The organism is Pectobacterium hainanensis (assembly GCF_046237015.1).
Classification (GTDB): Bacteria; Pseudomonadota; Gammaproteobacteria; order Enterobacterales; family Enterobacteriaceae; genus JBJYIN01.
This window is the reverse complement of sequence record NZ_JBJYIN010000009.1, coordinates 147054-168772: the sequence shown is the minus strand read 5'-3', so window position 1 is coordinate 168772 and position 21719 is coordinate 147054. Positions and strand designations below refer to the sequence as shown.

Below are 21719 nucleotides of genomic sequence, written 5' to 3'. Positions count from 1 at the left end.
GATCTCATCCTTTAACACACACCACCTGGCGCAGCGTATGTACTATTTCCACCAGCGACGACTGTGCCGCCATCACCTTATCGATATCTTTGTACGCCATCGGAATTTCATCGATCACGTCGCTGTCTTTTCTGCATTCAACGTGCGCGGTTGCACGAATCTGATCGGCTACGGTGAAGCGTTTTTTCGCCGCAGTACGGCTCATCGTTCTCCCCGCACCGTGGCTACAGGAACAGAAGCTCTCTTCGTTCCCTAATCCACGCACGATGAAGCTCTTCGCGCCCATCGACCCCGGAATAATCCCCATTTGGCCTTTCTGCGCCGACACCGCCCCTTTACGGGTGATCAGCACCGATTCACCAAAGTGCGTTTCGCGCTGCACGTAGTTATGGTGGCAATTCACGGCTTCCTGCTGAGTAGTAAACGGCTTCGTCACAATACGGGACAGCGCCGCCAACGTATGCGACATCATCACTTCACGGTTATGACGAGCAAAATCCTGTGCCCATTCCACCGCTTCGATGTAATCGTCAAAATGCAGGCTACCTTCCTCGAAATAGGCCAGATTACGGTCCGGCAGATTCGCAATGTGCTGCTGCATATCTTCTTGCGCCAGCTTGATGAACAACGATCCAATCGCATTACCGACGCCACGTGACCCGCTGTGCAACATCACCCACACGCGATCTGCTTCGTCCAGACAGATCTCAATAAAGTGGTTACCGGTTCCTAACGTTCCCAGATGCTGATAGTTGTTGGTTTTCAGCAACTGAGGATATTTATCCGTCAAACGTTTAAAACGTGGTTCCAGCAATGACCAGTGAACATCCACCGTCTGCGGCGGGGTATGCCAGGAACCGACGTCACGTTTGGAACGTGTTGCGCTACTACGTCCGTGCGGCACTGCCTGCTCAATCGCGCTACGCAGTCCCAGAAGGTTATCAGGCAGGTCACTGGCAACCAGTGACGTACGCACGGCAATCATCCCACATCCGATATCCACTCCCACTGCGGCAGGAATAATCGCGCCACGCGTCGGGATCACACTACCAATCGTCGAACCTTTTCCCAGATGCACATCCGGCATTACCGCCAGGTGTTTAAAAATGAACGGCATTTTGGCCGTATTCAGCAGTTGGTCACGAGCTTCCGGCTCCACAGGTACGCCCTGCGTCCACATTTTTACGGACGCGCTATTCACTGGCGACATCATGTCGTAATCCTGCGTGTTCATCTCTTCCATTTTTATTCCCTTTGTTTGTCGTCGTTTGCCATAGACATAGCGAAAGGCGTGCCATTTTTCTAAAAAAGACGAAAATAAAACATAATCATTTGATAAATAAATAATAAAAAACTTAACACCGAAACTAGCGCCAGAAAAACAGAACAGGTAAATTATCCCATAGGATAATAATTTATAATCAGGTATAGCATGAAGCGTCGTGTTGTTATTGGTGTACTCGGTACCAAGTTGGACAAACGAGGGAAACGGGAGAATCGCTGGACAAAGTGGCGACCTACCGTCGGCCTGTGCCAGCAACCCGATTTTCCGGTCGATAGACTGGAACTGCTGCATCAGTCACGTAACGGGGGAATGGCACAACAGGTGGCGGAGGATATCGCCTCGGTGTCACCCGCGACGCAGGTGACGCTTCAGACCGTTGAACTGCGCGATCCGTGGAATCTGGAAGAGGTCTATAGCGCTTTTCTGGATTTCGCAAGCCGCTATACCTTCGATACCGAGAACGAAGAGTATTTTGTTCACATCACCACTGGCACCCACGTCGTACAGATCTGCTGGTTCCTACTGACGGAAGCCCGCTACCTACCCGCCAAACTGCTGCAAACCGCGCCGGGAGAACAAGCGGATCGCCCGGCACCGCAAGGTATCTATTCCATTATCGATCTGGATCTTAGCCGCTACGCCACACTTACCAGCCGCTTTCAACACGAGCAGCAGCGTTCCGTCTCGTTCCTGAAATCTGGCATTGAGACGCGTAACGCGACGTTTAACGCGCTGATCGACCAGATTGAACGTGTCGCGCTACGCTCCACCGCGCCGATGCTCCTGACCGGCCCGACGGGCGCGGGGAAATCCTTTCTGGCACAGCGCATCTATCAGCTACGCCAGTCGCGCCATTTGGTGAGCGGTCGCTTCATCGCCGTCAACTGTGCCACGCTGCGCGGCGATAACGCGATGTCAACGTTGTTCGGCCACGTAAAGGGGGCATTTACCGGTGCGTTACAGGCAAGAACGGGGCTGTTACGTGAAGCGGATGGCGGCATGCTGTTTCTGGATGAAATTGCCGAACTGGGGCTGGATGAACAGGCGATGTTGCTCAAGGCCATTGAAGAAAAAAGATTTTTACCGTTTGGCTCGGATAAGGAGGTCAGTAGCGATTTCCAGTTGATTGCTGGCACGCACCGTAATCTGCACGAGTGGATCGCACAGGGTAAATTTCGTGAAGATCTCTATGCGCGTATCAATATGTGGACGTTCCCTCTGCCGGGACTGGCTGAGCGCCGGGAAGACATCGAACCCAACATTGACTACGAGCTGCAACGCTTTGCGCGTGACCACCAAACGCAGATCCGTTTCGATAAAGACGCACGCCAGCGCTACCTGACCTTTACCTGCTCGCCACAGGCCGCTTGGCGCGGCAACTTTCGCGAACTCGGTTCTTCTATCGCCCGTATGGCGACGCTAGCGGAACAAGGTCGCATCACCGCTGCACTGGTAGAAGAAGAAATTGCCCGTCTGCAAACCAGTTGGCAGATCGATACGCCAGCAGTTGCGCTATCCCCCGAACTGCCGCCAGAACTTGCTAACATCGACCTCTTTGAGCAACGCCAACTTGAAACCGTACTCGATGTCTGTCGCACATCTAATTCGCTCTCCGAAGCGGGTCGCCGCCTGTTCGCCGTCTCGCGCCAGCAAAAACAAAAGCCTAACGACGCTGACCGACTACGTAAGTATCTGGCACGTTTTGGGCTAAGTTGGGAAGCGTTAAAACTAAAGGGATGAAATGAAAGGTGGCATCGAAGCATTCAGCCTGTCGATGAAGCAGATTGAATGTCCTCTGGCGTCATCGCGATGCACATGATGGTATGCCCATCATTCAGGCAGAGGCTATCGATCAATACAAAAAATTTGATACATTGCGCTCTTATTTTTCGCTCACACTTACACAACATATCCGGGCACCACATCGAGCAAAGGGTATAACAACAAGCAACATCGCATTGCAGAAAAAAATTACTTCAAAACCAATGGAAAGCAAACCGTAGAGAAATAGTATTAATAATCATTAGGTTAATCTATTGTTAACACTTATATCATTCGCGGTAATACTTCACGTTTCTGCTACTTTCAGATTAACTACATCTGGTTATAAGAAAAAATTAATCAGTGACACAGACTATATTTTTCCCGAATTTTGCTCACTAAGCTGGCATCAGTTACCGCGTCTGCTGGCGGGATAATATGAGGTAAACTACCGTTTATCTCGTTGCTTCATTGAGCAAGCTCCCTTATACCGCAGGCAATAACACATGGTTAAACGAATAATGTCCGCCAATAAATCGATCGATATGTATGCAGTCCACGTCTTTGTGACGATGGCTGAGGCAGGGAGTATGACAGCAGCCGCTACGCGACTGGGTCTGACCCCCTCTGCCGTTTCGCAAACGATCAGATTACTGGAAGAGGAATTCGGCGTGATGTTGGTCAATCGGGCGAGACGCCCTTTTGTCCTCACCCCCTATGGTATCGCGTTGAAAAATCGGGGAGAAGTGCTTACCGAAGAAATTGCGAACCTGAAAGCACAGGTTCTGGAAGCCGGGAAAGGCATCAAGCCCGACTTGCGGATCGGTTTGGTTGACTCTTTTGCCATCACGTGTGGCCCCATATTCACTAAGCGCCTGATGAACAATTCATCACAGCTGTTGATTCGCACCGGGCTGAGCTCTCAGCAGGGTGAAGCGCTGATGCGACGTGAACTTGACCTTATCGTCACCAGCGATCCGCTAATCGACACCGATGGCGTTGTGCGTTACCGCCTATTTTCAGAAGGCTACTTCATTATTACGCCACCCGAATATCGCAAACGTATAAAAACCATCGAAGATATTCGCGAGTTGTCTGCCGCACTACCGCTGGTAAGGTTTAATCGTAACTCACAGATCGGTATGCAGATTGAACGTTACTTGCGCAGAATCGATATTCGCGTACCCAATATGCTTGAGTTCGATAATGCGGACACATTGACGTCCATGGTTGCGGCTGGCATCGGCTGGGCTGTCACCAGCCCCATCAGTTTTCTACAGTCGGAAACTTACTCTCGTCAGGTTTTGACACATATGCCTGATCAGTTAAACATTAAACGTTCACTTTATATTGTCGGACATCGCGATGAATACAGCGCATTCTTTGACGAAGCCTGTGATGTAACACATGAAATTATTAAGACCGTATTTATTCCAAAACTGGAGAACCTTAATCGAGGAATAGAAAAGCTGGTTTCTATTAATTCAGATAACACCGAACAGTAAGGCTTTATTTTTCGATCATTAGGGCCGCGTGATCGATGTAGATAGAACTTAAAATTAAATGAGACGACAAATGTATATGTCATTGGTCGTCCTAATAAAATAATTATTCGATCACGATTTAATAAAATCGTGAGGGTCAGGTATTACCTTATTAACAAATTGGCTATACCAAAAATAATTCAAATTGCGTGGTAAAACGTTAGCATTTTTAACGCCGCAAGCAGCTTGAAGTATGACGGGTATAAATACCATCAAATGCAATCGAGCAAGATAAAGGAATAATAGTTATGTCAAATAACATTCGTATAGAAGAAGACCTATTAGGTACACGTGAAGTTCCCGCTGATGCGTACTATGGCGTTCACACCCTGCGGGCTATCGAAAACTTTTATATCAGTGAAAATACCATCAGTGATATTCCCGAATTTGTACGTGCGATGGTTATGGTAAAAAAATCCGCCGCATTAGCAAACCGGGAACTACAAACCATCCCGCGTAAAATTGCTGATACCATTATTCAGGCTTGTGATGAAGTGCTGAATAATGGCAAATGCCTGGATCAATTCCCTGTTGACGTCTACCAGGGTGGCGCTGGCACCTCTGTCAATATGAATACCAACGAAGTGTTGGCAAATATTGGTCTGGAACTGATGGGGCACCAAAAAGGCGAATATCAATACCTTAATCCAAATGACCATCTGAACAAATGCCAATCGACCAACGATGCTTATCCAACCGGATTCCGTCTGGCCGTTTATAGCTCTATCCTGAAATTGGTGGATTCAATCACGCTGTTGGGTGAAGGCTTTGAACGGAAAGCGAAAGAATTTGAAAATATTCTGAAAATGGGCCGGACTCAGTTACAAGATGCCGTACCAATGACGCTGGGTCAGGAATTTCATGCATTCAATATCCTGTTGAAAGAAGAAAATCGCAACCTGCTGCGTACCGCAGAATTGCTGCTGGAAGTGAATTTAGGTGCAACGGCAATCGGTACCCGTTTGAATACGCCGGATGAATACCAGCATTTGGCCGTTCAATATCTGGCAAAAGTCAGCGGATTACCCTGTGTTCCTGCCGAGGATCTGATTGAAGCCACATCAGATTGCGGTGCCTATGTAATGGTACATAGCGCGCTTAAACGTGTAGCAGTCAAACTGTCGAAGATCTGTAACGATCTGCGTTTGCTTTCTTCCGGCCCACGTACCGGTCTGAACGAAATCAACCTGCCAGAGTTGCAAGCAGGATCGTCCATTATGCCGGCGAAAGTTAACCCGGTCGTGCCAGAAGTGGTTAATCAGGTTTGCTTCAAGGTCATCGGCAATGATACCTGCGTCACCATGGCAGCAGAAGCCGGACAACTCCAACTCAACGTGATGGAACCCGTTATTGGTCAGGCCATGTTCGAATCCATCCAGATTCTGTCTAACGCTTGTCGTAACCTATTGGAAAAATGCGTTAATGGCATCACTGCCAACAAAGACGTATGCGAAACGTATGTCTTCAATTCTATCGGCATCGTGACCTACCTGAACCCGTTCATCGGCCACCACAATGGCGACATTGTTGGGAAAATCTGTGCTGAAACAGGTAAAAACGTGCGTGAAGTCGTTCTGGAACGTGGGTTACTCACCGAAGAACAACTGGATGACATCTTCTCTATTCAAAACCTGATGCATCCGGCTTATAAAGCCAAACGCTACACCGACGAAAAAGAATCTGTTTAATCACCTTTCTCACCATTAACGATGAGGCACAGGGCTAACGCCATGTGCCTATTTTCGGAATAATAACAAAACCATAAAAATCAAAATAATACTCTGTTCGCTATTTTCAGGATGCCATGACGCTCCCTAAGGGGAAGAGGTTGGAGGAAGAGAAATCAACCGTTCAATATCTCAGCGACATGAAAGATAGCGGATAAAGCAAATTGTTTTAAGGAGCATTGTATGCTGGTTCCAGAACTCATTATTGTGCTGTTCGCCATCTATATTGGGGCACGGCTAGGAGGCATAGGCATTGGCTTTGCGGGTGGCCTGGGTGTATTAATTCTCACCCTGGGCTTCCATATAAAACCAGGCGCTATTCCTTTCGACGTCATCGAAATCATCATGGCAGTTATCGCCGCCATCGCGGCAATGCAGGTGGCTGGAGGCATGGACTATCTCGTCAGTCTGGCTGAAAAACTCCTCCGACGTCAGCCTAAGTACGTCACTTTTCTCGCGCCAATTGTCACTTATTTTATGACGTTATTGGCTGGTACGGGGCATACCGCCTTCTCAACCCTACCGGTAATCGCAGAAGTCGCCAAAGAACAAGGCATCAGGCCGTCACGTCCGCTGTCAATCGCCGTAGTTGCCTCTCAGGTTGCCATCACCGCGTCACCCATTTCTGCCGCCGTGGTATTTGTTGCGGGAATTCTAGAGCCCTATGGCATCAGTTATTTGCTGCTGCTGGGGATCTGCATTCCAACAACGCTGGCTGCCGTTTTACTCACCGCGATCGTCACCAATTTCTTAGGAAAAGAGCTGAAAGACGACGAGATTTATCAGGAACGTTTGAAAAAAGGCGAAGTTGCTTTACGTAGTGCGAAAACACAGGAAATCAAACCGGGTGCGAAGCTTTCCGTCCTGTTGTTCTTACTCGGTATCATTGCCGTTGTATTCTATGCCACTGCCATCAGCGATACGGTCAAACTGATTACCGATCCAGTGTTGCCGCGTAATGAAGCCATCGTTGTGTTTATGCTGACAATCGCAACGCTCATCAGCATCACGTGTAAAATTGACAGCGGAAAAATACTCGCGGCCGGTACGTTTAAATCGGGCATGAGTGCGTGTGTTTGCGTCATGGGTGTCGCATGGTTAGGCGATACTTTTGTTAAAGCACACATTACCGACATTCAGGAAACTGCGGGAACGCTCCTGCAAAGCTATCCGTGGATGCTGGCTGTCGTGATGTTTTTTGCTGCCATGTTGCTCTACTCTCAGGCGGCGACCGCCAAAGCACTTATGCCAGCGGCATTAATGCTGGGTGTCTCTCCTGTAACAGCTGTCGCATCATTTGCGGCGGTGTCTGCACTGTTCGTTTTGCCAACCTACCCCACGTTACTGGCTGCCGTTGAAATGGACGATACCGGTTCAACCCGCATTGGGAAATATGTGTTTAACCACTCATTCCTGATCCCCGGTGTACTAACCATTGCCTTGTCAGTCATATTCGGGTTTATCCTTGGCAACATTCTGTTGTAGTACGTACCGCAAACAGGTCGACGATTAATCATCGTTTAGCCCTATCTAAAAACCATGAAGAAACCAGAAAATACGGGTTTCTTCATGTTATTAAACTGCACAATTCGGAAAAAATGTACGAATGACGTACCGGCCAGTATCAGAAATAACCAACGCGGTATATCGTCAAAAAATTAACGTACTACCCTGCGATGCAACTTATTTTTGATATGAATCTTCACCGCTAATTCTCATTATTTTTTAATTCCATGCAGGATTTATTGAATCTTTTCAAGATGAATACTCCAGATGCTGGAATAGTAAATTGAATAGCTGAAAATAAAAACGAATCGACGTAATCAAAATCTATCGTCGTAATGGTAAAGAGATATATTATCACTGCCATTATAACTAAAAAGTATTTTTTCATCACTGAATACAACAGAATAGAAGCGAAGAAACATATAAAAAAGTGACCAGAGATGATAACTAATGCTACAAAATCCCAACTGTTTAAAAAACTTTTTCTTTCCCCATCCACACCTTCAAAAAAGGTATACAAAAATGCCATAAAGCACAAAACCAATGTGGGCATTAAAAAAGTTACAACAACACGTGATTTACTCATTTATTCCTCATTCCTTTTTCTTTGAATCCCTATACTAAAAATCAACTGTACCATTTTCATCGGCTACGCTCATTACCCGCCTCTTTTGGATTTTACGCTATAGTGCCGGCACGTCGTTAAAAACGATAACGCGTTGTCAGTAACTCAAATTATAAAGCCCCATGTTACCACGAGGCTTTTGTGCTTACCCGACTCACTTGCGTTGGAGAAGTCGGTTAACGCTTACAGCACAGCAACAACCATAGCTTACGCCAGAACTTGCCCTGACCAATGCCCGCTAAGCGTTAAATACCTATAGCGTCTGTTTTCTCCTGACGATAAACAATCATGAATACATCATGTCGATGTACTCATTTTGTCATTTTAATCTGTATAAATAACCAGTACATTTAATCCATATAAAAAAGTGGAGATAGTACTGTGATTACTCGAATGAAAACACAATGTAAAGACGACACGTGTCCATCCTGTGTCGTAGCAGGCGGTTTTATCTTTCTTGCTCACCACTCAGGAGGACATGAAAAAGATGACGTCGAGTTTCAGATCCGAGCTTCTTTGAATGCATTACGCAAAACGCTACAGTCAGTGAATGCTGATCTGGTGGATCTCGTTCAACTAAATCTTTATTTGAGGCATCGCGCCAACTTTAGTCAAACCAGGGATATCTTTCGTGAGTATTTTTCCGAACAGGAATTTCCAGCCAGAACGACCGTGTTTACTGATTTCGTCAATGAACGTTGTCTGTGCATGGTGGATGGTGTGGCGTATAAACCGAGTGATGCGTAGCAGAATTGTATTGGGGCACATCCCTGAATGAAAAAAAGCCCCGTTTTGCAACGAGGCCTGGGTACTTACCCTACTACCGCTGGAAATCGGTTAGCGCTTACAGCGCAGCGATAACCGCTTGCTGTTCCAGCAGTTTGGCTTTTGCTACGGCGTAGCCGTCCAGTTTCTCACGTTCTTTGGCAACGACCGCTTCCGGTGCTCGCGCCACAAAGCCTTCGTTGGACAGCTTGCTTTCGATTCGGCCAATCTCAGCTTCGATTTTCGCCACTTCCTTCGCCAGACGATCCAGCTCTGCTGCTTTGTCGATCAGACCCGCCATCGGAATTAGCAGCTCGGCGCCATCAATTAGCTTAGTGACGGAAACCGGACCTTTCTCTCCTGCAGGCAGTAGCGTAATGCTTTCCAAACGCGCCAGCGTTTGAATAAAGCTACGGTTTTCTTCCACACGACGCTGTGCTTCAGCTGTGGCGTCACGCAGTAAAACTTCTAACGGTTTACCCGGCGCGATATTCATTTCTGCACGAATATTACGTACCGCGATAATCGCCTGCTTGATCCACTCCAGATCGTTCAGCGCCAGCGTATCTTCCTGCGCAGCATCGAACTCTGGGAACGGTTGCAGCATGATGGTGTCGGCACTAATACCTTTCAGTGCTTTAACGCGTAGCCAGATGGTTTCGGTAATGAACGGAATAATCGGATGCGCCAGACGCAGCAGAGCTTCCAGTACAGTAACCAGCGTATGGCGCGTACCGCGCAGTTCCGCTTCTGAGCCGCCATTCATCACCGGCTTCGTCAGTTCCAGATACCAGTCACAGAACTGGTTCCAGGTAAATTCGTACAGAATGTTGGCCGCAATATCAAAGCGATAGCCGTCCAGCGCTTCGCGGTAGGCTTTCACCGTACGGTTGAATTCTGCCAGAATCCAGCGGTCAGCCAGCGACAGCACTTTCTCGCCTGCGCCAAAACCACAATCCTGATCTTCGGTGTTCATCAGCACAAAACGGCTGGCGTTCCACAGCTTGTTACAGAAGTTGCGGTAACCTTCCAGACGCTTCATATCCCAGTTGATGTCGCGACCGGTAGAAGCCAGCGCCGCCAGCGTGAAGCGCAGGGCATCCGTACCGTGAGGTTCGATACCATTCGGGAATTGCTTCTCGGTGCGCTTGCGGATTTTTTCCGCCAGCTGCGGCTGCATCATGTTGCCAGTACGTTTTTCCAGCAATGCTTCCAGCGAAATGCCGTCCACCATATCCAGCGGGTCGATGACGTTCCCTTTGGATTTAGACATCTTCTGGCCTTCCTCATCACGGATCAGGCCAGTCATGTAGACGGTGTGGAATGGCACCTGCGGTTTGCCGTCTTCATCTTTGATGAAGTGCATGGTCAGCATGATCATGCGGGCAATCCAGAAGAAAATGATGTCGAAGCCGCTGACCATCACGCTGCTGGGATGGAAGGCTTTCAGATCCGGCGTTTGCTCCGGCCAGCCCAGCGTAGAGAACGTCCACAGCCCGGATGAGAACCAGGTATCCAGTACATCTTCGTCCTGATTCAGAACGACATCATCCGCGAGGTGGTTTTCGCTACGGACTTCCGCTTCGTTACGACCAACATAGACGTTGCCGTTCGCATCGTACCAGGCTGGGATACGGTGCCCCCACCACAGTTGACGGGAGATACACCAGTCCTGAATATCGCGCATCCAACTGAAGTACATGTTTTCGTACTGTTTCGGCACGAACTGAATGCGGCCATCTTCCACGGCTTCTACCGCCGGTTTAGCCAGCACGGCAGCGCGCACGTACCACTGGTCGGTCAGCATCGGTTCAATCACCACGCCACCACGGTCGCCGTAAGGCACGGTTAGATCGTGCGCTTTGATCTCTTCCAGCAGGCCAAGTTCATCGAATGCGGCGACGATCGCTTTACGTGCGGCAAAACGTTCCATGCCCTGGAAGGCTTCTGGAATCTCGCTGCTATAAACAGTGCTGGATTCGCCGTTGGTATCAAAAATTTCAGCGCTCTGACGGATATCGCCGTCGAACGTCAGGATGTTGACCATCGGCAACTGGTGGCGTTTACCGACTTCGTAGTCGTTGAAGTCGTGCGCTGGCGTGATCTTCACGCAGCCGGTGCCTTTTTCCATATCGGCATGTTCATCGCCGACGATCAGAATGCGACGGCCAATCAGCGGCAGGATCACTTCTTTGCCGATCAGATCTTTATAGCGCGGATCTTCTGGGTTAACGGCGACGCCAGTATCACCCAGCATGGTTTCCGGGCGAGTGGTGGCGACGACCAGATAATCTTTCCCTTCGGCAGTTTTCACACCATCGGCCAGCGGGTAACGCAGGTGCCACATCGATCCTTTCACTTCGCGGTTTTCAACTTCCAGATCGGAAATCGCGGTACGCAGTTTAGGATCCCAGTTCACCAGACGCTTGCCGCGGTAAATCAGGTCTTCTTTATACAGGCGGACAAAAACTTCTTTCACTGCGTTGGACAGGCCTTCATCCATGGTGAAGCGCTCGCGCTCCCAGTCAACGGAGTTGCCCAAACGACGCATTTGGCGGGTAATGTTGCCGCCGGATTCGCCTTTCCACTGCCAGATTTTGTCGATGAATGCTTCACGGCCGTAATCGTGGCGAGTCTTGCCTTCTTCTGCGGCGATCTTACGCTCAACGACCATTTGCGTGGCGATACCCGCGTGGTCGGTACCCGCTTGCCACAGGGTATTTTTACCCTGCATACGCTGATAGCGGATCAGCGTGTCCATAATGGTTTGCTGGAAAGCATGGCCCATATGCAAGCTGCCAGTGACGTTGGGCGGCGGGATCATGATGCTGAAACTTTCTTTACTGGTATCGCCGTTTGGCTTGAAATAGCCTTGTTCTTCCCAGCGCTCGTAGAGCGGCTGCTCGATATCTTGCGGGTTATATTTCGTTTCCATTATGCTCAAAATTCAGTGGGTTGGCGGCTGAGCCGTCGTCAATTGGAAGCCGACGCTGCGATAGGCTTTATAGCGGTCGCGCGCCAACTGTTTCAGAGATTCTTCGTAAGGGACAAAGTCTATCACTTCATGGAAAGCGGTGGCAAAATCTGCGAAGTACGGCAGCAGGCTGATAAGTAAATCACGAGGAGCATTACCTCGCCGCTCCGGCCAGGCAAGCTCCACCGGTGCTCCCTGACGTGGACCTTCCCCTGCCAGGTTATGTGGAACAAAGCTATGTGGATCACGTTGCCACAACGCTTCATCCAATCGCATCGCCTGCTGTTCATTTTCGCAAGCAATCAGTACTCGCTTTCCCGCTCGCCAACGTTCCGCTGCCAGTGTACATGCCAGCGCCTCAAAAGCGCTTAGCTCACCACTTTTATTGTCGTGTTCAAGAAGATAGAACGTTGCGTTTTTCATTATCTACACTATGGATAAAGGCCGGAAAACCCGGCCCAATATTGCTGACGCAGTCAGACCCCGTCAATGCGATCCAACAAGCACCATTATTCTACGTCGTTCAGACCCGCTCGGTTAAGCAGGAACTGTGATAACAGCGCCACCGGGCGACCCGTTGCACCTTTAGCTTTACCTGAACGCCATGCCGTACCTGCGATATCCAGATGCGCCCAGCTGTATTTACGCGTGAAACGCGACAGGAAACAACCGGCGGTAATGGCACCACCAGGACGCCCGCCAATATTTGCCATATCGGCAAAATTAGATTCCAACTGTTCCTGGAACTCATCGGTTAATGGCAGACGCCATGCACGATCGCCGGATTGCTCCGATGCACTCAGTAACTCATGAGCCAGCGGATTGTGGTTAGCCATCAGCCCGGTAATGTGGTGACCAAGGGCAATTATACAGGCTCCCGTCAGCGTAGCGATATCAACCACCACATCTGGCTCATAACGTTCAACGTAGGTCAATGCGTCACACAATACCAGGCGACCTTCCGCATCAGTGTTCAGCACCTCGACCGTCTGCCCCGACATGGTCGTTAACACGTCACCAGGACGATAAGCACGCCCATCAACCATATTCTCACAGCCCGCCAGCACACCGATGATATTCAACGGTAGCGCCAGTTCGGCCGCCATACGCATCACACCATAAACCGTGGCCGCACCACACATGTCGTATTTCATTTCGTCCATGCTATCGGCAGGTTTAATAGAGATGCCGCCGGAGTCGAACGTCAGCCCTTTACCTACCAGCACAATCGGACGGGTTTCTGGATTCGGATCGCCTTTATATTCGATCACAGACATCAACGATTCATTCTGCGACCCTTGACCAACGGCCAGATAGGCATTCATGCCCAACTCTTTCATCTGCTGTTCGCCAATCACGCGAGTTGTGATGTTCTGACTATAGGTATCGGCTAACTGGCGAGCCTGTGACGCCAGATAGGCGGCATTACAGATGTTGGGCGGCATATTGCCGAGATCTTTTGCCGCTTTGATGCCAGCCGCAATCGCCAGACCGTGCTGAATGGCTCGCTCGCCACTCGTTAACTCACGGCGCGTCGGCACATTAAACACCATCTTACGCAATGGGCGACGCAGCTCGACTTTATTACTCTTCAGTTGATCGAAGGTATAAAGCGACTCTTTGGCCGTTTCAACCGCCTGACGCACTTTCCAATAGGTATTACGACCTTTAACGTGTAGTTCAGTCAAAAAACAGACGGCTTCCATCGAGCCGGTTTCATTCAGTGCATTGATCGTTTTCTGAATGACCTGCTTGTACTGCCGCTCATCAAGCTCACGTTCTTTACCGCAACCAATGAGCAAAATACGCTCGGAAAGAATGTTAGGTACATGGTGCAATAGCAATGATTGCCCCACCTTGCCTTCTAATTCGCCGCGGCGCAGCAACGCGCTGATATAGCCGTCGCTGATTTTATCGAGCTGCTCGGCAATCGGCGACAGGCGACGCGGTTCAAATACACCGACGACAATGCAGGCACTGCGTTGTTTTTCCGGGCTACCGCTTTTTACGCTGAACTCCATGTACTCTCCTGAATCTTAAAGACAAAAGCGGGATCAACGGCTAGAATGTGACACTCCGTAATACTTTCCCGCCGTTGCGTTAACCTAACCTGTGTTAATCTTAACGACGTAGCGAATCTGTTTTGGTGACTAATAAGCAGGTTCTGATACAACTGCTCGAACGCAGTATGTTGTAATACCGCTTTAGCTACGAAGGTTGCCACAAATGAGTATAAATGGCGAGTTAGCGAAGAAACTATCGACTTTCCTGCAAAAAGACAAGTTTTCACAGGCGTAATTAAGCGTGATCATCATTCGATATCTGGTACGGGAAACCTTTAAGAGCCAACTGGCCATCCTTTTCATTCTGTTACTGATTTTCTTTTGTCAGAAACTCGTGAGAATACTGGGCGCGGCCGTTGATGGTGACATCCCGACAAATTTGGTTATCTCCCTGCTGGGATTAGGTGTGCCAGAAATGGTGCAGCTTATTCTGCCATTAAGTCTGTTTCTCGGATTATTAATGACGTTTGGCCGACTCTATGCCGAAAGTGAGATCACCGTCATGCATGCCTGCGGGCTGGGGAAAAGCGTCCTGCTGAAAGCGGCGCTGGTACTGGCTGTACTGACAGCAATGATGGCGACCATCAATGTACTGTGGCTCAGCCCCTGGTCCTCTCGACACCAGGACATCGTGTTGGCAGAAGCGAAAGCCAACCCCGGCATGGCGACGCTTGTTGAAGGGCAGTTTCAATCGGCCCAAGGCGGCAATGCCGTACTGTTCGTCGGTAATGTAAAGGGTAAAGAGTTTGAGCACGTTTTCCTGGCACAGCTACGACCCAATGGTAATGCCCGGCCTTCTGTCGTCGTCGCCGATCGCGGCCACGTCACGCAAAATAGCGAAGGCACTCAGGTGGTAACGTTAGATAACGGCTCTCGCTATGAAGGGACCGCGCTGCTGCGTGATTTTCGTATTACCGACTTCACCAATTATCAGGCTGTGGTAGGTCATCAAACGGTGACGTTAAAAAACAGCGACGTACAACAGATGGATATGCGAACGCTGTGGGCCTCTGACGCGAATGATGCTCGCGCTGAATTTCACTGGCGTTTGACGCTCATTGTCTCGGTGCTCATTATGGCGTTTATGGTTGTGCCGCTCAGCGCGGTTAACCCACGTCAGGGACGCGTACTGAGCATGTTACCCGCCATGTTGCTCTACCTGATTTTCTTCCTGCTACAAAGCTCACTGCGCTCCAATGCCAGCAAAGGAAAAATCGACCCGATGCTTTGGATCTGGCTGACTAACCTGGTTTATTTTGGTATCGCCGTCATGCTCAACCTTTGGGACAGCGTTCCAATGCGCAGAGTGCGGGCTCGTTTGAAGACACGTTCTTTTAAAGAACAAGGGGCGGCCTGATGTTTGGTGTATTAGACCGTTATATCGGAAAAACCATTTTCAATACCATCATAACGACGTTGTTTATGCTGGTATCGCTCTCCGGCATTATCAAGTTTGTCGATCAGTTGCGTAAGGTTGGACAAGGCGATTATTCAGCCTTAGGTGCCGGACTGTATACATTACTCAGCATCCCAAAAGAAATTGAGACTTTCTTTCCAATGGCCGCCCTACTCGGTGCTTTACTGGGTCTGGGAACGCTGGCAACCCGCAGCGAACTCGTTGTTATGCAAGCAGCGGGCTTCACGCGTCTGCAAATTGCCGCCGCCGTCATGAAAACCGCCATCCCCTTGGTTTTGCTTACGATGGCGATCGGAGAATGGATTTCTCCCCAGGGGGAACAGATGGCGAGGAATTATCGCTCCCAGATGATTTCAGGGGGATCGATGATTTCCACGCAGGGAGGACTGTGGGCGAAAGATGGCAATGATTTCATCTATATCGAACGGGTGGTTGATGATAAGGAACTTTCCGGCGTCAACATCTACCATTTCGATAACCAAAACAAACTGTTGTCCGTTCGCTACGCTGCCTCTGCCGAGTTTGAGAAAGAACGAAATGTATGGAGACTGTCGCAGGTTGATGAATCAGATTTAAGCGACGGCAAACAGATTAGTGGCAGCCAAACGCTCAGCGGTGAATGGAAGACCAACCTCACGCCAGATAAACTGGGCGTCGTCGCGCTGGACCCCGACGCACTATCGATCCGTGGGCTGTATGACTACGCCAAATACCTAAAACAAAGCGGGCAGGAATCAAATCGCTACCTATTCAACATGTGGAGCAAAATCTTTGCACCATTCTCTGTGGCGGTGATGATGCTCATGGCGGTATCTTTCATCTTTGGACCGTTGCGTAGCGTGTCAGCAGGAACACGTATCGTAATAGGTATCAGCTTCGGTTTCTCCTTCTACGTGCTGGATAAAGTTTTTGGTCAGCTAAGTCAGGTCTATGGCCTATCGCCGATACTGGGTGCCATCTTGCCCAGTTCAGTGTTCCTGATTATTAGCGTCGTCTTATTGTTGAAACGCCGCTAACATCACTAAAGAATGTATGAAAAAGCGCTGTGGGAAATGATACAGCGCTTTTTTTGTATCTGATCCCCCTTTCCGAGACGGCAAGAAACGGCATTTTCCCTCGCTAAATGGCGTTAACACCTTGCCAGAGATGATTTTTTCAGCACTTAACCTAATACAAGCAGGATTAGAGTTGCGCGTGTGTCATCAAACGGTATAATGCACCCGTTTTCCGCATACTACTTCTGTGCCGAAGTGGCGAAATCGGTAGACGCAGTTGATTCAAAATCAACCGCCGCAAGGTGTGCCGGTTCGAGTCCGGCCTTCGGCACCATCGTATGAAAATCAAGTCACCTTAGGGTGGCTTTTTTTATGTCCGTAATCGTCCAGTAACGTCCATATAACATTGTAAAATAACGATTTTAATTTACTTCTCATCTCTGCGATTTTGTCTGTTTTATCCACAGTGGTCTTTTTTCGTCCATTGACATCCAGATGATTTGGGGGTCAAGATGAGGGTCAATTCACTTCGATTATGAGTTGACCCCCAAATTATGGCACTGACCGACGTTGTTGCCCGTACCGCCAAGCCTCGCGAGAAAGCCTATAAGCTCGCGGACGCGCATGGCCTGTATCTTTTGGTGAGTCCTAACGGCTCTAAGCGCTGGTATCTCAAATACCGCTTTGAAGGTAAGGAAAGTCGGATTGCGTTCGGTGCCTATCCGCTAGTCTCGCTGGCAAAGGCCAGAGAGAAACGTGATGAGATACGATTGCTGTTGTTGGAGGGCATCCACCCAACGGAAAAGCGCGAAGAAGAAAAAGAGCAGGCACAAGAAGCGTTGAATACTTTTGCAAAGGTCGCGCAGGACTGGCATCGAAACATTAGCCAAAACCGGTGGTCAGAAACGCACGCCGGACGGGTATGGCGCGATATGGAACGAAATTTACTGCCTGCTATCGGCATCGCCATATTGCCGACCTGAAAACTAAAGGCCTGCTGGAGCCGCTGAAAGTCGTCGAACAGAACGGTCATCTTGATTTGGCGTCACGGCTGCGCCAGCGTGTCACCGATATCATGCGCTTCGCGGTGCAAAACGATCTGATAGAGCGCAACCCCGCGCAAGACCTCTCCGGGGCGATAGCCGCGCCAAAAGCCACCCATCGGCCAGCCCTGAAGCTGAATAAACTGCCTGATTTTCTGGCACGGATAGAACGCCACAAAGGGCGGGCGTTAACCAGACTGGCGTTAAAACTCACGCTGTGCGTTTTTATCCGCTCCAGTGAGCTACGTTTTGCCCGCTGGCCGGAAATCGATTTTAAACGTGCCATGTGGACGATACCGGCTGAACGTGAAGCCATTCCCGGCGTGAAGCATTCGCAGCGCGGCGCAAAGATGCGCTCTGAACATCTGGTGCCGTTATCCCGACAGGCTTTAGCGCTGCTGGAAGAGATTAAGGCCATCAGCGGTGCTCATGAACTGATTTTCCCCGGCGATCGTCGACCAACTAAACCGATGAGTGAAAACACCGTCAACAACGCATTACGAACCATGGGCTATGACACCACTACCGAAGTGTGCGGACACGGTTTCCGCACCATGGCCTGTAGCGCACTGGTTGAGTCCGGCCAGTGGTCGCGGGATGCGGTGGAACGGCAAATGAGTCATCAGGAACGCAATGGTGTTCGTGCTGCCTATATCCACAAAGCGGAACATCTGGATGAGCGTAGGCTAATGCTGCAATGGTGGGCGGATTATCTGGATGCGAATCGGGATGAGTATGTGGTGCCGTATGAGTTTAAAAATATCTGATTCATTAATGAGTTAGCGATGAAAAAAACGGAAAAACCAATGGTGGCGCTTACTTTTTTGATTGAAGAGGCAAAACAGCGTCATCAGAGAGTTTTACAGGGACTTGCTGATGTTGATGCAGGGCGTGTTGTGAATCACTCTGATATGCAGGCATTCATCACCAGACTGAAGAAAGCATAATCGATAGAAATACGGGACGTATCCTGTATCTAAAGCCTATGCATTAAGCTCCGCACCAGCCCCTTTTTTGGGAGGGGCTGGCGCTCATTGTTCTTATGTAGATGATTTTTCCTGCTGTTCACAATACCCAAGTATCATTTCCGCCAGATCGTCTTCCACCATTATAAGTTTACCTTTTTACAGCATATAAGCTGTTTTGTCATTTTACAGCCTATTTGATGTATTTTGTTTTTACAGCTTATAGGATGTATTATGTAAAAACAGCCTATAGTATGTATAAGCATCTAAAATAAGGGTAAGTGCCTTATGAATACTGTTTATCCGTTGAAAACCTTGAATCAGTTACGCCCATTGCTGATTGGCTTTCGCAAAGCTAAGGGAATGACGCAAAAAGACGTGTCTGAAAGGTTAGGTGTAACACAGCAAACCTATGCCCGTCTGGAAGCAAATCCTGGAAGTGCCAGTATTGAGCGCTTGTTTAAAGTGCTTACTGTTCTGGGAGTTGAGGTGGTGCTGTCTTCTGGACCAAGAGTACATTTCTCGATGTCGTCCTCAACAATGGAAGAGCCAGAAAAGCCAATAGACTCACCCGCCAGACGGGAAAAATGGTGACACTATGCCTCGAACACAACAGCGTTTAGCAATATGGATGAATGGAATTCAAGTGGGATTCTGGGAAAAGAGCCGAGGCGAAGATAGGTTGCAATATCTTCCCGAATGGATCGCTGATGAACAGGGAAGACCTTTATCGCTTTCTTTGCTTTTCACCCCCGGTAATCAGCTTTGGCGTGGCAATGTGGTACGCGACTATTTTGATAATTTATTGCCTGACAGCGAAGGTATACGCAGGCGTTTAGCAACGCGTTACCACGCTGATAGCCTTGAGCCTTTTGATCTGTTGGCTGAGCTGGGGAGAGACTGTGTTGGTGCGATACAGTTGCTGAATGGTAATGAGGAGCCTACAGATCTCTTTTCCGTAAAGTATCGTCCGCTTGGTGACGCAGAGATTGCCGCTATATTGCGTAATACAACAGCGGCATTGTTGCCAGGCCGGCAGGATGATACTGACGATTTACGTTTATCGATTGCCGGTGCGCAGGAAAAAACGGCTTTACTCTGGCATGAAGGACAATGGTGTTTGCCAGAAGGTAGTACCCCTACGACGCATATTTTCAAGTTACCACTCGGGCTGGTGGGTAATATGCAAGCGGATATGAATACGTCGGTTGAAAATGAATGGCTATGTTCTTTGATCCTTAAGGAATATGGGATTCTTATCGCAAAAACACAGATTGCGCAGTTTGAAGATCAGAAAGTATTGGTTGTTGAGCGTTTTGACAGAAGATGGTCAAGCGATCAGCAATGGATCATTCGCTTGCCACAAGAGGATATGTGTCAGGCTCTGGGTGTTTCCCCGCTACGAAAATACCAGTCTGATGGTGGGCCGGGGATTTCCGATATTATGGAAATACTGAGTCATTCAGAGCAAGCTGAGCAGGACAAAGCGCAGTTTTTCAGGGCGCAAATTATTTTCTGGCTGATAGCGGCTACTGATGGGCACGCCAAAAATTTCAGTATCGCTATTGAGCCACAAGGTCGTTATCACCTTACGCCGCTTTATGATGTTTTATCGGCATGGCCGGTCATTGGTTCGCGTAATAACCAGATTTCCTGGCAGAAGTGCAAGCTGGCAATGGCTGTTCGGGGTAGCAGTAATTATTACCATCTGTACAGAATTCAACGGCGGCATTGGATCAAGCAAGGTGAGTTAACCGGTCTGGGCAGACGACAGGTTGAAGCCATGATGGATGATATTATCTCCAGAACACCTGAGGTTATTGAACGTGTATCTGCGTTGCTGCCTGAGTCATTCCCACCAGAGCTTGCGGAATGTGTTTTTGACGGTATGCGACAACAGTGTGGTCGGTTACAAGAATTGCACCGTAAATAGGATATTGAAGAACGTCTTGAAGATAATTCACCTTTCAGGCAGGGGTAGCCATAGAACGGTGAGTGACTAGGGAAAGCGATCATAAACATCCCCCACCTTATTCCGTTCCCCTTCAAAGGCGATCAGGCCATCCTTTTCCAGCTTGTCCAGCCAGCGGCTAAACTTCTTGCTTACATCAAAGCCCATTGCCCGCATATCATCCCGTACTAATGAGCGGGTGCATCCTTCACCGTTGGTTGTGCGTGAGCGATGGGCAAGCCCACGAAAACCGGTATGCGGAAACGTTGCTCAACCATGTCGGGATTATCCGAAAAAGCGGACACCTGAAATCACGTCCGAAAGCGGTACTGGTGGATAAGGGACACTCCATAAGGATGCCGATATTAAACGCAGCATTGTCGATGCTGCGTTTGCAAAGAGACTTACTCAGTCAAGGCGCTCACAATACCACGCGCCTGATTAAACAACGTCTGATAATGGCTTTCACGATCGCTAATCCCCTCCTCTACGCCGATGGTGTTATAGAGAAAATCAATTTTTGTATCTTTAACACCCAGATAGTTCATCCCACCATGAATGTAATCGGTCATGTTCTTTTCCCAGCCGTATTTAATAAATCCGGCTTGCGATCCTCCCACCAGCGCGAGCCAGCGGATTTTTTTGTCCTTCAGCTTACAACCTTCACCATAGGCTAAACCATAGTTCCAAACTCGCTCTAAATAGCCTTTAAGCATTGCCGGGAAACCGTACCACCACACCGGAAAGACGAATACCAGGCTGTCTTTGTCATCCAATTCATTGAATAATCGATGGACTTCTGGTGAATAGCATTTCTGCGGATTATTCCAATCTGGTTCATCTTCTACTCTTAATACTGGATCAAAGCCGCTGCGATAGAGATCAAGAGAGGAAACATTGATGCCATGATATATGGCTTCACTCTGTATTTCCTTTACCACCTGGGCGGTTAAAGAGTCACTGCGCGGATGTGTCCATATAATGTACATATTATTTGATTTCATGATGTTACCTAGATTCATTAAGGAGTGACTTTTACTTTACGACGGGAGGATAATTCCGTAAAACGTAGTATTTGAAATGGGTTAATGAAGGATT

General features: G+C 48.8%; 16 protein-coding genes, 1 tRNA gene and 3 pseudogenes. 13 read left to right on the top strand and 7 right to left on the bottom strand.

All coding sequences use genetic code 11. The features are described from left to right. Positions 1-4: 4 nt before the first annotated feature. Positions 5-1243: an RtcB family protein gene (locus ACKPVM_RS11500; protein WP_409309176.1), complete on the bottom strand. Its 1239-nt coding sequence runs from the start codon at positions 1241-1243 to the stop codon at positions 5-7. Positions 1244-1432: 189 nt separating this feature from the next. Here ACKPVM_RS11500 and rtcR point away from each other — a divergent pair, with 189 nt between their 5' ends. The 4 genes from rtcR (at position 1433) to ACKPVM_RS11480 (ending at position 7802) form a co-directional block, all read left to right on the top strand. Next, positions 1433-3025 carry an RNA repair transcriptional activator RtcR gene (gene rtcR, locus ACKPVM_RS11495; protein WP_409309175.1) on the top strand — a complete coding sequence of 531 codons (1593 nt, stop codon included), beginning with the start codon at positions 1433-1435 and terminating at the stop codon, positions 3023-3025. Between the two features lie 527 nt (positions 3026-3552). Next, positions 3553-4551, top strand: coding sequence for a LysR family transcriptional regulator (locus tag ACKPVM_RS11490; protein WP_409309174.1), 999 nt, complete (start codon positions 3553-3555; stop codon positions 4549-4551). Between the two features lie 287 nt (positions 4552-4838). Next, positions 4839-6278 carry an aspartate ammonia-lyase gene (gene aspA, locus ACKPVM_RS11485; RefSeq protein ID WP_409309173.1) on the top strand — a complete coding sequence of 480 codons (1440 nt, stop codon included), beginning with the start codon at positions 4839-4841 and terminating at the stop codon, positions 6276-6278. A gap of 222 nt (positions 6279-6500) precedes the next feature. Beyond that, positions 6501-7802, top strand: coding sequence for an anaerobic C4-dicarboxylate transporter (locus ACKPVM_RS11480; RefSeq protein WP_409309172.1), 1302 nt, complete (start codon positions 6501-6503; stop codon positions 7800-7802). 223 nt (positions 7803-8025) lie between these two features. On the opposite strand, the gene ACKPVM_RS11475 is transcribed toward ACKPVM_RS11480, so the two are convergent. Further along, positions 8026-8409: a hypothetical protein gene (locus ACKPVM_RS11475; RefSeq protein ID WP_409309171.1), complete on the bottom strand. Its 384-nt coding sequence runs from the start codon at positions 8407-8409 to the stop codon at positions 8026-8028. A 420-nt stretch (positions 8410-8829) separates the two neighbouring features. On the opposite strand from ACKPVM_RS11475, the gene ACKPVM_RS11470 reads away from it, so the two are divergent. Beyond that, positions 8830-9195, top strand: a complete 366-nt coding sequence (locus tag ACKPVM_RS11470; protein WP_409309170.1) for a RidA family protein — start codon at positions 8830-8832, stop codon at positions 9193-9195. Positions 9196-9292: 97 nt separating this feature from the next. Here ACKPVM_RS11470 and ACKPVM_RS11465 read toward each other — a convergent pair whose 3' ends face one another. From ACKPVM_RS11465 to pepA, 3 genes are all read right to left on the bottom strand, one after another. After that, entirely contained in the window at positions 9293-12148 is a 2856-nt protein-coding gene (locus tag ACKPVM_RS11465) for a valine--tRNA ligase (protein ID WP_409309169.1), read from the bottom strand. Between the two features lie 12 nt (positions 12149-12160). After that, a complete protein-coding gene (locus ACKPVM_RS11460; protein ID WP_409309168.1) occupies positions 12161-12610 on the bottom strand; it encodes a DNA polymerase III subunit chi in 450 nt (149 codons plus the stop codon). Positions 12611-12696: 86 nt separating this feature from the next. After that, positions 12697-14208 (bottom strand): leucyl aminopeptidase, encoded by a 1512-nt coding sequence (gene pepA / locus ACKPVM_RS11455; protein WP_409309167.1) that lies wholly within the window; start codon positions 14206-14208, stop codon positions 12697-12699. A 283-nt stretch (positions 14209-14491) separates the two neighbouring features. Between pepA and lptF the strand changes: the two genes are divergently transcribed. The 7 genes and pseudogenes from lptF (at position 14492) to ACKPVM_RS11420 (ending at position 20603) form a co-directional block, all read left to right on the top strand. Next, entirely contained in the window at positions 14492-15607 is a 1116-nt protein-coding gene (gene lptF / locus ACKPVM_RS11450) for an LPS export ABC transporter permease LptF (RefSeq protein ID WP_409309166.1), read from the top strand. Beyond that, positions 15607-16683 (top strand): LPS export ABC transporter permease LptG, encoded by a 1077-nt coding sequence (lptG, locus tag ACKPVM_RS11445; protein ID WP_409309165.1) that lies wholly within the window; start codon positions 15607-15609, stop codon positions 16681-16683. Before lptF ends, lptG begins: the two co-directional genes overlap by 1 nt. Before the next feature lie 228 nt (positions 16684-16911). Beyond that, a tRNA-Leu gene (locus tag ACKPVM_RS11440) sits at positions 16912-16996 on the top strand. Between the two features lie 220 nt (positions 16997-17216). Further along, positions 17217-18472 (top strand): annotated as a pseudogene (locus ACKPVM_RS11435) (tyrosine-type recombinase/integrase). Between the two features lie 18 nt (positions 18473-18490). Then, on the top strand, positions 18491-18652 hold the full coding sequence (locus tag ACKPVM_RS11430; protein WP_409309164.1) for a CopG family transcriptional regulator: 162 nt from the start codon (positions 18491-18493) through the stop codon (positions 18650-18652). A 306-nt stretch (positions 18653-18958) separates the two neighbouring features. Next, on the top strand, positions 18959-19264 hold the full coding sequence (locus ACKPVM_RS11425; RefSeq protein ID WP_121479599.1) for a helix-turn-helix transcriptional regulator: 306 nt from the start codon (positions 18959-18961) through the stop codon (positions 19262-19264). A 4-nt stretch (positions 19265-19268) separates the two neighbouring features. After that, positions 19269-20603 (top strand): type II toxin-antitoxin system HipA family toxin, encoded by a 1335-nt coding sequence (locus ACKPVM_RS11420; protein ID WP_409309163.1) that lies wholly within the window; start codon positions 19269-19271, stop codon positions 20601-20603. A 66-nt stretch (positions 20604-20669) separates the two neighbouring features. On the opposite strand, the pseudogene ACKPVM_RS11415 reads toward ACKPVM_RS11420, so the two are convergent. After that, positions 20670-20852 (bottom strand): annotated as a pseudogene (locus ACKPVM_RS11415) (hypothetical protein); the annotation flags it as partial. Between ACKPVM_RS11415 and ACKPVM_RS20600 the strand changes: the two are divergent. Next, a pseudogene (locus tag ACKPVM_RS20600) lies at positions 20843-20971 on the top strand (IS5 family transposase); the annotation flags it as partial. The pseudogenes ACKPVM_RS11415 and ACKPVM_RS20600 overlap by 10 nt on opposite strands. A gap of 54 nt (positions 20972-21025) precedes the next feature. Here the strand turns inward: ACKPVM_RS20600 and ACKPVM_RS11410 are convergent. Next, positions 21026-21625, bottom strand: coding sequence for an NAD(P)H oxidoreductase (locus tag ACKPVM_RS11410; protein WP_409309162.1), 600 nt, complete (start codon positions 21623-21625; stop codon positions 21026-21028). Positions 21626-21719: the final 94 nt, after the last annotated feature.

Bases quoted from the DNA above. Each gene is read 5' to 3' on its own strand.
- ACKPVM_RS11500 (WP_409309176.1), bottom strand. From the start codon at position 1,243: ATGGAAGAGATGAACACGCAGGATTACGACATGATGTCGCCAGTGAAT.
- rtcR (WP_409309175.1), top strand. From the start codon at position 1,433: ATGAAGCGTCGTGTTGTTATTGGTGTACTCGGTACCAAGTTGGACAAA.
- ACKPVM_RS11490 (WP_409309174.1), top strand. From the start codon at position 3,553: ATGGTTAAACGAATAATGTCCGCCAATAAATCGATCGATATGTATGCA.
- aspA (WP_409309173.1), top strand. From the start codon at position 4,839: ATGTCAAATAACATTCGTATAGAAGAAGACCTATTAGGTACACGTGAA.
- ACKPVM_RS11480 (WP_409309172.1), top strand. From the start codon at position 6,501: ATGCTGGTTCCAGAACTCATTATTGTGCTGTTCGCCATCTATATTGGG.
- ACKPVM_RS11475 (WP_409309171.1), bottom strand. From the start codon at position 8,409: ATGAGTAAATCACGTGTTGTTGTAACTTTTTTAATGCCCACATTGGTT.
- ACKPVM_RS11465 (WP_409309169.1), bottom strand. From the start codon at position 12,148: ATGGAAACGAAATATAACCCGCAAGATATCGAGCAGCCGCTCTACGAG.
- ACKPVM_RS11460 (WP_409309168.1), bottom strand. From the start codon at position 12,610: ATGAAAAACGCAACGTTCTATCTTCTTGAACACGACAATAAAAGTGGT.
- pepA (WP_409309167.1), bottom strand. From the start codon at position 14,208: ATGGAGTTCAGCGTAAAAAGCGGTAGCCCGGAAAAACAACGCAGTGCC.
- lptG (WP_409309165.1), top strand. From the start codon at position 15,607: ATGTTTGGTGTATTAGACCGTTATATCGGAAAAACCATTTTCAATACC.
- ACKPVM_RS11430 (WP_409309164.1), top strand. From the start codon at position 18,491: ATGAAAAAAACGGAAAAACCAATGGTGGCGCTTACTTTTTTGATTGAA.
- ACKPVM_RS11425 (WP_121479599.1), top strand. From the start codon at position 18,959: ATGAATACTGTTTATCCGTTGAAAACCTTGAATCAGTTACGCCCATTG.
- ACKPVM_RS11420 (WP_409309163.1), top strand. From the start codon at position 19,269: ATGCCTCGAACACAACAGCGTTTAGCAATATGGATGAATGGAATTCAA.
- ACKPVM_RS11410 (WP_409309162.1), bottom strand. From the start codon at position 21,625: ATGAAATCAAATAATATGTACATTATATGGACACATCCGCGCAGTGAC.